Origin of the sequence: Mucilaginibacter sp. PAMB04168 (genome assembly GCF_039634365.2) — a bacterium.
Lineage (GTDB): Bacteria > Bacteroidota > Bacteroidia > Sphingobacteriales > Sphingobacteriaceae > Mucilaginibacter.
The window spans coordinates 3380763-3393408 of sequence record NZ_CP155079.2; the positions used below are offsets into that span (position 1 = coordinate 3380763).

At 42.6% G+C, this 12646-nt stretch carries 6 protein-coding genes and 1 tRNA gene; 5 read left to right on the plus strand and 2 right to left on the minus strand.

Translation table 11 applies throughout. The annotated features are described in order from the left end of the window. Positions 1-12 precede the first annotated feature (12 nt). Together ABDD94_RS14415 and ABDD94_RS14420 are read right to left on the minus strand one after the other, a co-directional pair. A complete protein-coding gene (locus ABDD94_RS14415) occupies positions 13-1134 on the minus strand; it encodes an SPFH domain-containing protein (RefSeq protein WP_345951383.1) in 1122 nt (373 codons plus the stop codon). A 471-nt stretch (positions 1135-1605) separates the two neighbouring features. Then, positions 1606-1679, minus strand: a tRNA-Pro gene (locus ABDD94_RS14420). A 460-nt stretch (positions 1680-2139) separates the two neighbouring features. On the opposite strand from ABDD94_RS14420, the gene ABDD94_RS14425 reads away from it, so the two are divergent. From ABDD94_RS14425 to ABDD94_RS14445, 5 genes are all read left to right on the plus strand, one after another. Beyond that, entirely contained in the window at positions 2140-5151 is a 3012-nt protein-coding gene (locus ABDD94_RS14425) for a DUF2723 domain-containing protein (protein WP_345952825.1), read from the plus strand. A 121-nt stretch (positions 5152-5272) separates the two neighbouring features. Next, a complete protein-coding gene (locus ABDD94_RS14430; RefSeq protein ID WP_345952826.1) occupies positions 5273-6595 on the plus strand; it encodes a HAMP domain-containing sensor histidine kinase in 1323 nt (440 codons plus the stop codon). A gap of 602 nt (positions 6596-7197) precedes the next feature. Beyond that, positions 7198-8007, plus strand: a complete 810-nt coding sequence (locus ABDD94_RS14435) for a hypothetical protein (protein ID WP_345951380.1) — start codon at positions 7198-7200, stop codon at positions 8005-8007. A 95-nt stretch (positions 8008-8102) separates the two neighbouring features. Then, on the plus strand, positions 8103-10412 hold the full coding sequence (locus ABDD94_RS14440) for an Rv1355c family protein (protein ID WP_345952827.1): 2310 nt from the start codon (positions 8103-8105) through the stop codon (positions 10410-10412). 17 nt (positions 10413-10429) lie between these two features. After that, on the plus strand, positions 10430-12604 hold the full coding sequence (locus tag ABDD94_RS14445) for a 7TM diverse intracellular signaling domain-containing protein (protein ID WP_345952828.1): 2175 nt from the start codon (positions 10430-10432) through the stop codon (positions 12602-12604). Positions 12605-12646 lie beyond the last annotated feature (42 nt).

Below are 12646 nucleotides of genomic sequence, written 5' to 3' on the forward strand. Positions count from 1 at the left end.
ATACTCGAATTATCAGGCTTGGGGTATTGGAGGCGGCATATTATTAAACAGATCGGCTAGTTCGGGCGCGTTACCTGCTGCCATCCATGAGGCCATACCCTTCTTCCAGACCATGGTAGTGGCGCTGATTTTTTGCGTTGCTGCCATTTGGGTAAGCGCAGCCAAATCATGTGGGCCATCTGATTTTCCGTCAATTGCAATAAAAAACTCACCCATCTTCGGCAACGGTGGCGGAGCACCTGCATCATTATTGCCGGTGGCATCGAAGTGGTTAGGCTGAAAGATTTGACCCACCTGTCCCATTATGGCAGCGCCCACACCCAAACCCATCCCGGCAGCACCCAGGTTGCCGCCTATCGTATTCTCGGCAGATTTTTCAATCGCATTAGCTGCCTGAAACTGTGAATATGCACCCAGATTACCGATGATGCCCATTTGACTCCGCTTGTCAAGCGCTGTTTCTACTTCGGGCGGCAGTGAAATATTTTCTACCAGAAGCGTAGTGAGTTCAAGGCCTAAACGGCCATAGTCATCCTGTATTTTATTTTTAATAAGTTGCGATACCTCGTCATAATTGGCAGCCAGATCCAAGACCGGTATTTTGGAGGCAGCAACTTCATCCATGCCCCTTGATACAATAGTGTTGCGCAACTGCTCGTTGATGTCCTCTACGCTAAAATCAGGGTTGGTAGCTGCTACTTCCTGCAAGAAAGTGACTGCGTTATTTATTCGGAAGCTGAAAGTACCAAAGGCGCGGAGGCGTACCGGGCCAAATTCAGCATCCCTAATCATAACGGGATTTTTAGTGCCCCATTTTTGATTAGTGAACTGCCGTGTACTCACAAAAAACACATCTACTTTGAACGGACTTTCTAAGCCGTACTTCCACCCTTGCAGGGTAGAAAGTATGGGCAGGTTCTGGGTAGTCAGTTCATACATGCCCGGTTTGAAGACGTCCGCAATTTTTCCTTCATTTAGAAAGATCGCTACCTGGGACTCCCGAACGGTCAGCTTAGCACCCATCTTGATGGCGTTGTTATGCCGCTCAAACTTCCATACGAGTGTGTCTTTGGTATTATCCACCCACTCAATTATATCAATAAACTCACTGAATAAGTTGCTTAAAAGTCCCATGTTTTGGTAATTAAGTACAAAAATGTGCAGGTGCTAAAATGCTGATTAACGCCCATAAAACAAATATCTTCGGAAAATTATAAATTTGCCTTTCCAGTCGGTATATAATACTCTGTATAGCAGCAAACAAACAGAAAATTTTTTAATCAATATTTATAAGAATTAATCCTTGCTTAGGTGTTGGGAATAACGGGAGTGATAATTCAATCTATGATTATTTATGGTCATCTTAATTGCCTCGATAAATCAGCCCTTCCGCATAAGCAGCCTCAATGGCCTTAACCAGCATACTAGAAATACAACACCCCGGAACACCTTTAAAGGTAAAAAACCCCAACAGGTGTTCGGATAGGGGAAATATAAACGGAAAACTTTGGTTTACTTTGGTGTTTGAGGAAAGTGCTATAAAGCACAAAACCCTGTAAATCCGATGATTTACAGGGTTTTGATTTGGTTTGATATCGCTATCTGTCGGGATGGCAGGATTCGAACCTGCGGCCTCCACATCCCAAATGTGGCGCGATACCGGGCTACGCTACATCCCGAAAGGGTTTGCAAAGGTAAGATTTTAAAACACGTTTGCAAATATTTTTTAAAGAACTTTCGCGTTTTCACGCTACTTTAAAAAGCAGCTTAATTATGCGATTGATTTACAACAAATTAATTTTAAGTCTTCTTATTTTTAATAAGACTTAGATCGTCTTTACCGTAAATCTGCTGCAAATATAACGTCATTCACTTCATTTGCAAATTATTTAATTCTATTGCCAAGGTGTATATGGCTGTTAAATTGGGCGGCTACAAATTTCAAAAGTTGTACACAACTGATAGACAGACATAACGCTTAGTAAACAGCATACATCCGCTATCATAATTTTTTTTTTAAAAATTATGGTAGCGGATAAATACCTCAATGTTAAAGAATGTTAAGGTTCATGGCATTTTAAGTATTTACGCTGACCTTGGTGCTTATTACAATATGGTAACACCTTTACTAATTATCTCATGCATTACAACCGGATCAACAATCTTTTAGGCTGGGCATGCTTTGCTATTGCGGCAACCACCTACATCCTTACCCTCGAACCTTCCGTAAGTTTTTGGGACTGCGGCGAATTTATTTCCTGTGCTTTCCGCTTGCAGGTATCGCACCAGCCAGGCTACCCCCTATTTGCCATGATTGGCAAAGCTTTCTCCCTCCTTTCAATGGGCAATAATGCCAAAGTGCCTTACTTCACCAACATGGCTTCGGCATTGGCAAGTGCTGCTACAGTTATGTTCTTGTTTTGGACAATAACCGCACTGGCGCGAAAGCTATTAGTTAAACGGGGGGAAATACCAACCGGAAACAACCAACTGCTTGTTATGTGCGCTGGCGTGGTGGGGGCGCTGGCTTTTACATTTACTGACACCTTTTGGTACTCTGCAGTGGAAACAATTGTATTTGCACAAGCAGCTTTGTGCGTGTCGGTGGTGTTTTGGGCAATTTTGAAGTGGGAAGCACGCGCCGATGAACCCGGTGCCGACCGTTATCTTGTTTTGATAGCCTATGTAATGGGATTGTCTATTGGTATCCATTTGCTCAACCTGCTTACCATACCGGCGCTAACCATGGTGTATTACTTCAGGCGCTCTTCGCAAACGAGTATTAAAGGCACCCTCATTGCCTTATTTACCGGTGTGGCTTTACTTGCCCTTGTACAGTTTGGAATTATTCAATATACGGTTAAAATTGCTGCTTACTTTGATCTGTTCTTTGTGAACAGCTTGAGAATGGGTTTTGGCAGCGGTGTATTCGTTTTCTTAATTACCTTGATAAGCCTGCTGGTTACCGGACTTTTCTACAGCATCCGTAAAAACAAACCGGCTCTTAACCTGGCACTGGTTTGCCTTACTTTTATTTACCTGGGGTATGGATCGTTTGCTATGATACCGATCAGGGCTCACGCCGGCACCAATCTAAACAACAGTCATCCGGATAATGCTTTTAAATTACAAAGCTATTTAAACCGCGAGCAATACATTGCTCCGCCCCTGGTGTACGGCCCATACTTCGACTCGCAAGCCATTGAGCAAAAAGAAGGTGCTACCATATACCGTAAAGGGAAAACACAATACGAGGTGGTCGGTAAAAAGCAATCCCTTGTCTATGACCGTAACACCATCCTGCCACGTATTTACAGCAGCAATGATAATGATCCGCAGTTTTATAAACAGTGGTTACGTTTGGGCGAAGGACAATCGCCAAATTTTAGTGACAACCTGAAGTTTATGTTTAGCTGGCAGCTATATCAAATGTATTTTCGTTACTTCTTGTGGAACTTTGTTGGCCGCTACAACGACCAGGATGGCCAAGCAAGTACTGCTGATCTGGATGGCAACTGGACGTCGGGTTGGTTTGACGGCAAACATTTGCCAAAAAGCATCACCCAAAATGTTACCTACACGCCGCTTTATGCGTTGCCGCTTATTATTGGTTTGTTTGGTATGTTTTACCACTTTAAACGCAGTAAAAACGATGCATCTGTAATAGCCCTCCTTTACTTTTTTATGGGCATTGCCATTGTTTTATATGTGAACCAACCCAGCATTCAGCCGCGCGAGCGTGATTATTCTTATGTGGGGTCGTTCTACGCATTTGCTATATGGATTGGACTGGGTGTTATAGGCATAGTACAATTTTTAAAGCAAAAGATTAATGTAAGGTATGCCACCCTAGCAGCAACAGGAATATGCTTACTGGCAGCACCCGTTTTAATGGCCACCCAGGAATGGAGCGCCCATGACCGGTCGACCAAAACAACGGCGCATGACATGGCTAGCAATTACCTTAATTCCTGCGCACCTAATGCCATCCTGTTTACATACGGTGATAACGACACCTATTCGTTGTGGTATGCTCAGGAGGTAGAAGGCATACGGCCCGATGTGAGGTTGGTAAACCTCAGCTTATTCGGTACCGACTGGTATATACGGCAAATGAAAAAGCAAATGAATAAATCGGCACCGTTGCCCATAACCATGAACAACGATAAGTTTAAAGATGGCGTGCGCGATTACTTAACTTTTCAGGACGCTAAAATACCCGACTCGGTAGAACTGAAAGAAATATTCGACTTCATCACTTCTGACGACAGCGCAGCTAAGCTCCAGTATGAAAATGGGACTACCAGTAATTACCTGCCAACAAAAAATTTCAAACTGAGCATTAATGCTGATGAGGTGATAAAATCTGCCACCGTACCTGCCGGTCAGCGCAACCAGATTGCAAGTGCAATGGAATGGAAATTTCCAGGTAACTTTTTAACCAAAGACCACTTGGCTATGATAGACATTTTGGTACATAACCACTGGAAGAGGCCTGTTTACTTCACCAACTCGGCACCAGATGAAAGCATTTTAGGGCTACGACCATATTTGTACAATGAAGGCTTTGCGTATCGTCTGTTACCACTAAAACGTGATACAGCTACTGAGCAGTACAAAGATAAAACCAATACCATGGTCATGTACAACAATGTGATGAACAAATTTAAATGGGGAAACATGAAACATGCACGATACTTAGACCAGCAGTCGACCGCATTATTTTACCCATTTATAGCTACCACCTTTATGAACTTGAGCCAAAACCTGGTTAACGAAGGCCGGCCCGAGCTTGCCGTGAAAGCACTACATAAGTACGACCAGGTTATGCCCGACCTTTATCCCTATATGAATGTTGCTGCCCGCAAGTTTTACATAGCAGACACCGCCTGCTATTTAAAAGATTTTAAACTGGCGAATAAGATACTTACCAGCGTTGATAGCTATATAAAGGATATATTAGATTACAACTACCACCAATTAAAACAGGACGCTGATACTGTAAATCTACATGATGTGCAAATGGGCGTGTCATTACTTAATGAAATGGCAATGTTAGGCAATAAACACAAACAGTTAGCTGTGAACAACCGCTTGCAAAAACACCTTACCGAATACCAAAACAAGTTTGCTGCACTCATGCAGCAATGATATTTAATGCCATAATTAAAAAGCCTGTAAGTTAAACTTACAGGCTTTTCTTTTTACTTAATTTAGCTTTTCTAGTATGATAAAAGGTGAATAATTTCTTAACTTCACCACAGCAAGACTTTTGAGACCCTTTATCAAATTTAAACGAAAGCTAACACCATTATGGCGTTGGTTAACCGGTTCTGTTACGGAGTTCGATCTAACAACACGCGTTTTTCACTCTATATGTTTGTTTATTATACTGGCGCTTGGCTATAACATTCCGTTTAATTACATTGTAGGCTTAAAGCGCATAGCTTTGTTGAGCGCAGCGAGCTTTGCTATGTTTACGTTGATTTATTACCTCTCAAGGTTCCGTAAAAATCGTTCAGCATCGTTAATACTCTTCTGTGCAAGCGGCAACGCGCTGTTTATAAGCAATTTCTTTCTAAATTCGGGTATCAACGGACCTACCGACCTGTTTTTTGTGGTCACCATGTCGGTTATGATAGCCGTTATTCCGGTTAGGCATTACTGGTATCTAATCATCAGTAATATAGCCATTGTTCTGTGGCTGCATTACATACAATACACCAACCCCCATTGGGTGCCTTATACTTACCGAAGCGAATTGTCAAGGTTCACCGACATAACATCGGCCTACGTAGTTGTTGTAGCCGTTGCTTTGTTTAATTATTACTTTATCAGACGCAACTATGAGGCTGAACGTAAATCAGCAGAACATAAGACTGCCGTGATGAAGTTGCTCAATGAAGAAAAGAACAAATTATTTTCTATCATTTCGCATGATTTAAGAGCACCGCTCACCAATGTCCAAAATTATTTAGAGTTGCTTACAGAGGTTGACTTGAGTGCCAAAGAACAGCATGATATTCAAAAGAAACTGCTCTATTCCACCCGCAGTACATTAGATATGATGAATAATGTATTGTCGTGGTCCAAATCGCAAATGGAAGGCTTGAAGTTTAAGTTATCAGACATAGCGGTGCATGAGTTACTGCTGCCACAATTGTTACTCTTTACGCATATTGCCGAAAACAAGAAGATAAAAATTGAGGTGTCGATTGATCATGAGCTACAAGTACTTGCCAATGGCGATATGCTGCAACTTATGGTACGCAACCTTATTAATAACGCTATAAAGTTTACAGCGCCCGGTGGCCACATCACTGTGAGTGCAAAACAGGATGATCAGTACGCGTTAATCCAGATTAAAGATAGCGGTAATGGCAAACCAGCAAAGCTGTCCAACCAGATATTTTACCTGAACGGCGAATCGACCAGGGGGACAGCTGACGAAAAAGGCGTTGGATTAGGCCTGGTATTATGCCGGGAATTTGCCGAGGTACAAAACGGCGAAGTTTGGTTTGAATGCGACTCGGTAAGCGGCGTTAGCTTTTTTATAGAATTACCTGTATCACAGTTAAACTTAGCGGTTATTTAACGTTGGTTGCTGGTAAGCATGCTTATTGCTACCGGTATTTTTATTCCGTAGCCCCCCCTCTTCCATAATTACCCAAGCGCGTTACCCATCACCACATTCGGTGTCAAAACAAAAGATACCGGTTTGCTTGGTAGTGCCCATGCCATGGCTTAACACTTATTCTATTGTAATTTTCGGCACGGCAATCATTACTGTAACGCGTAAGATTTTTAAACTTGTCACAAACCTACAAGTATTGATACTGACAAACAATTAAGCACATCATGCATTGAATTTGCCTGCTACAAGTGTTCTCAATTCAAAAACCAACACAAAATACGCTGTAATTGCACCTGTTACGCATTCTGATCAGCTAAAATTGCCATTAAGTATCTGTTAATAATGTAAAATAATTTATGACTAAGAATTAACGAACATCCTGTAGATTAATGTGTTAAATTGATGCACTTCTCATCTGGTACATTTATAACCTGTTTTTATGCGCTTATTAAAATGCGGGCTGCTTTATTGTCTTGCATCTTTATAGCTTTGATTTTACTTTTACTGCTTAATTTGTACCCCTATATTAGCTGTTAAGTGCACTATTTATAACTATTGGTTAAATGGAATCGAGTTTAAATAAAGAGAATCCTGAAGTAAGACTACGTGCTTTTAGAGCCATTGACGAGCCTGAAACCTGCCGACTGTTTATTGAAGGACATACGCACGTCTTAACAAGTATAGGTGTAACCAAAGTCACATCGTCAAAAGACGAATGGACCGAAAACCCGGCAGCTTTTGTAATGGTTGTTGAATCATTAGACGGGAAAAAAGTTTACGGCGGCGCACGGGTACATGTAGCCGGAGGATCGCAGCTTTTACCTATTGAACAGGCTACAGGGCGCATGGACCCGAGCATATTTGATTTAGTTTGGCACTTTGCACAACACGGAACAGGCGAATTATGCGGCCTGTGGAACTCCCGCGAAATTGCGGGATACGGCATTGGCAGCATTTTTTTGATACGTACGGCCGTAGCTATTTCTTATCAAATTGGCATCCAATCGCTTTTTGCGTTGTGCGCACCTTATACCATCCCCCCTGGTGAGGCCGTAGGCATGGAAATTGAACCTACCGTTGGTAATAATGGTACATTTTATTATCCTAAACTAGACCTCGTAGCCACTACAATGGTATTAAAAGATGTACCTACGCTAGCCAGAGCTTATGAGGAAGACAAGGCAGCGATTCTTAAAATAAGGGAAAACCTGAATATTATCCGCACCGAAGTACTCAGAAAAAAGGAGATTACTATCCATTACGAAATTGAAATACCAAATTTACAGCAGTGGGATTTAAGCTCCGTTATAGCCAACGCTCAAAAAACCTATTCGCAGATTAAACTTAATGACGACGATCCGGAGATTTTGTAGTTGAACGGCCAGTAATAAACAGCAACACGATTAACAATTTGCCGATTGTTAAAACGTTTTCCTGGTAGCAGTCGTATAATGGCTCTACGTTTATTATGATCAACAACTACTCCACACTCTACACATCTCCTGAAGACAACCTGGTCTATCAGCCTCAATTTTTTAATTGTGCTTACGAGGATCAAAAATCACAGCTTAATGACCTGCTGGCACAAGGCAGGGTTTTACGCATACACGACTCCATCCAAACCCAGCTTCAAGAGCTTATAAAAAGCAGGAACCCCGCAGCGAAGATCGGTCCGGATGATTATAGAAATTTAATTGAGGCGCATTTAGCAGGCCGACCTTTGGAAGATTACGGACTATGGGTTTTTTATCCCTGGAGCCGAAGCCTGGTGCATTTAGTTGAAGAAGAAGAGTTTATTGAAGTAAGAACTAACCGGAACCAGCTCAAAATTACCCAGCAGGAGCAGCAGCAGTTAAGAGAGAAAAAGATCGGCATAGTCGGTCTGTCGGTCGGTCAGTCTATTGCACTAACGTTAGCTATGGAGCGTACCTGCGGCGAATTACGGCTTGCAGATTTTGATACGGCAGAATTAAGTAATCTTAATCGCCTGCGTACCGGCGTTCATAATATGGGTTTAAATAAAACCGTTATTGCCGCACGTGAAATTGCAGAGATAGACCCATTCCTAAAGGTAAAGCTTTTTCACGAAGGGTTACATCAAGGTAATATTGACGCTTTTTTTACCGGCGATGGCAAGCTTGACCTTTTCATTGAAGTATGCGATGGGCTAGACATTAAAATAGAAAGCCGCTTTAAAGCGCGTGAACTGAACATACCGGTGGTAATGGATACGAACGACCGCGGCATGCTGGATGTGGAGCGCTTTGACCTGGAACCTGACCGCCCTATCCTCCATGGTTTAACCGAGGGCTTAGATCCCAATAATATAAAAAGCCTCTCAAACGAGGACAAAATACCTTACATTTTAAAAATGGTAGGTGCCGAAACCATATCAACCCGTATGAAGGTTTCAATGATGGAGGTACAGCAATCCATTAACACATGGCCTCAGCTGGCATCATCGGTGGTATTGGGTGGTGCACTTACAACAGATGTTTGCCGCCGTATCTTGTTAAATGAATTTCATGAGTCGGGCCGTTATTATGTTGATCTGGAGGAATTGGTAGCCGATAAAAAAACTGCATCACCAGCTTATGTACGCAGTAACCCTTTTACACCCCTTGCAGTTGGTGAGATGAAACTGCTGGCTCAGCAAACGCCGGCAACTTATCATAATGCGCAAGCTATTAAGCCTGATGCTCACACTATAGAAACTTTGGTGCAGGCCGCCTGTGCTGCTCCCTCAACGGGGAACGACCAGCCATGGAAGTGGCTTTACACCAACGGAACATTGTTTTTGTACCACGATGAACACCGCTCCTACTCCTTTGGCGATTTTAGGAAGATGGCTTCATTTATTAGTTTCGGTGCCGCTTATGAGAATTTAAACATTCAGGCACTCAGCATGGGTTTGCAGCCTCATCTTCATTTCATGCCCAATAACAACAGTGAGCGGCTGGTAGCCGCCATTAGCTTCGGACCTGCCATTAACGAGCAACAGGCGGACCTGCTGACACCGCTGCAAGGCAGTATTTTTACAAGGCACACCAACCGTAACCTTGCCGGCCGTGTAGAACTGCAGCAGCCCATCTTCGATCAATTATCACTACTAACCGAATCTATCCCTGGTGCAAAGCTGCATTGCTTTACCGAAGCCGATACCCTACGCGAGCTTGGGGAAATTATAGGGGCCTGTGATCGGATACGTTTACTGAACAAAGAAGGCCACCATGATTTTGTACACCACGAAATGCGCTGGACAAGTGAAGATGCCGAAGCCACAAAAGATGGCATTGATGTTAAGACGTTAGGATTGAGCAACTCGCAGCTTGCTGCATTAGGCGTTATTAAAGGCGCAGAGGTTGTGCAATCCATTAATGATTTTGGTGGTGGCAAGGCACTGGATATGCTGGCAACCCGTACAGTAGCGGCAGCATCAGCCCTTTGTTTTATTACGCTACCGCAACACGGCCTGCAAAGCTTTTTTGATGGTGGCCGGGCTATGGAGCGTTTTTGGCTGGCTGCTACCCAACTCAACATAGCTGTACATCCGGTTATATCCCCATTATATATTTTCCCGAGGATAGTATATGGTAATGGCGAAGGCTTGAGTGAGCAAAACCAGCAGGAACTACAACAACTAAGGGAGCGCTTTATAGCGCTAACCGGTATAGACAATAACCAGGCCGAGGTATTTTTAACAAAAATAGCTATTGCGAACGAACCAGATTTAAAGAGTTTCAGACTGCCTATTCATCAAACTCTTTTTATTGATTAATTGCACCAAATACAGCAATGAATACAGATATACGTGTTAAGCTTATCAGATACATCTGCGTTTTAATATTGGCACATGTAGCTTTTGTGCATAAAGCGGTAGCGCAGCAGCCGGTAATTTACAAAAACGGTGGTAATGTAGTGCTTGGAGAGCATGTTGCGATATTGGAGGATTCTACCAACCGTTTAACCATCAACGAGGTATTAACAAATAAAAACTTTGCAGCTTCTGGCAATGAAGTCCCTAACCTTAAGTTAAGTAAGTCGAGTTTCTGGTTACGGTTTTCTATCAAAAATCAATCAGCGTACAATCACCTCTTACTGTCGCTAGAGTATCCTACGTTGAGTGTGTGTGATTTTTACCATCCTGAAAATCACACCTATAAACTTACGCGGTTCACAGACACATCAGGGTTCTATAAAAGGAAATACAAACATCAGGATTTTATTTTCGACATCAATTTGCCAAAAGACAGCGCGGCCACTTACTACATTAAAGTAGAAAGCAGCGAGCAGATGATATTGCCATTAATTTTAAGCACCGAGCAGCAAACAGCCGAATCTTTATTGGCTAAGAACCTCTTTTGGGGTATCCTGATAGGACTTATACTAGTGATGATATTGTACAATTTGTTTGTCTATCTGTCTACCAAAGATGTAAGCTACCTGTATTACGTTTTGTATACAACCTTTATTGGCCTTACCCAAACTACCTTATCGGGCTATACTTTTCATTACTTGTTTTACAACCACCCCTGGCTTTTCAAAAAAGCGATAGTTGTTTTTCCGGGCCTTGCCGGTGTGGCAGCCGTATTGTTTGTAAGCAAGTTCTTGCATACCAAGCAGCGCACGCCCAAGCTTCATAAATTTTTGGGTGTCGTAATAATTCTTTACAGCACTGCCATCGTTTTAAGACTGCTTGGGTACAATCACGCCAGTTATCGGATGATTGACATTTCTGCTTTATGCGTTACAGGCAGTATATATGCGGCAGCCTTAATCACATCCGCGCAGGGATATCGTCCGGCTCGCTTTTTCCTGCTGGCCTGGACTATATTTTTGGGTGGTCTGGTGCTGTTCGTGCTGCGCAATCTGGGCGTGTTACCGTACAATGTATACACCAATTATACTATGCAGGTGGGTACCGCATTCGAGATTACGCTGCTTTCTTTAGCACTCGCCGATAAGATCAATATTTTCAAAGCCGAAAAAGAAAAATCGCAGGAAGAGACGCTATTAGCGGTAAAGGAAAACGAACGCATTGTACGCGAGCAAAATGTAGTATTAGAAGCACGGGTAAGCGAACGCACCCTGGAGCTCCGGCAATCGAACCAAGAGCTCAACCAAACCCTGGAAGAACTGAAACAAGCACAAACCCAGTTAGTTGAAGCCGAAAAAATGGCCTCACTTGGTCAGTTAACGGCGGGCATTGCGCACGAGATCAACAACCCTATCAACTTTGTCACATCCAACATCAACCCTTTAAGGCGCGATATTGAAATGGTATTGGATACGCTGAAAACAGTTGAGGAAATTGGCATATCAGAATTACCCATAGCTGAAAAACAAAAGCAGATACAGGATTACAAAGACGAGTTGGATTTTGATTACCTGACGCTTGAGATCAACCACCTGATGAAAGGAATTACGGAGGGTGCCAACCGCACTGCCGAAATTGTTAAAGGTCTCCGAATTTTTTCGCGCCTGGATGAAGACGACCTGAAGCGTGCAGATGTTAATGAGGGTCTTGATTCGACACTGGTTATTGCCAACAATTTAATAGGAAAAATAAGGGTTGAAAAACAGTACGGTGACTTGCCGTTTATTGAATGCTATGCCGGTAAGCTAAACCAGGTATTCCTTAATATCATTTCAAACGCAGTTTATGCGGTGAAGAAAAGATTTGGAGACAGTGCAGATGGCAAGTTAGAAATCATTACTACACACGATCAGCAAAATGTTTACATCAAGATAAAAGACAATGGTACCGGCATGAGCGTTGAAACACAACGAAAAATGTTTGATCCGTTTTTTACCACAAAAGACGTAGGCGAAGGCACTGGTTTGGGTATGTCTATTGCCTATAACACCATTAAAAAGCATCAGGGACAAATACGGGTTGAGAGTGTTTTGAATGAGGGCACAGAGTTTACACTGGTTATACCAATAAATTTTGATCCGAGACAAACCTAATGTAAACTATATTCGTACAAAGAGGTTATTTATAATAATATA

Excerpts from the sequence above, each read along its gene's own strand:
- ABDD94_RS14415 (WP_345951383.1), bottom strand. The coding sequence starts at position 1,134 with ATGGGACTTTTAAGCAACTTATTCAGTGAGTTTATTGATATAATTGAG.
- ABDD94_RS14425 (WP_345952825.1), top strand. The coding sequence starts at position 2,140 with ATGCATTACAACCGGATCAACAATCTTTTAGGCTGGGCATGCTTTGCT.
- ABDD94_RS14435 (WP_345951380.1), top strand. The coding sequence starts at position 7,198 with ATGGAATCGAGTTTAAATAAAGAGAATCCTGAAGTAAGACTACGTGCT.
- ABDD94_RS14440 (WP_345952827.1), top strand. The coding sequence starts at position 8,103 with ATGATCAACAACTACTCCACACTCTACACATCTCCTGAAGACAACCTG.
- ABDD94_RS14445 (WP_345952828.1), top strand. The coding sequence starts at position 10,430 with ATGAATACAGATATACGTGTTAAGCTTATCAGATACATCTGCGTTTTA.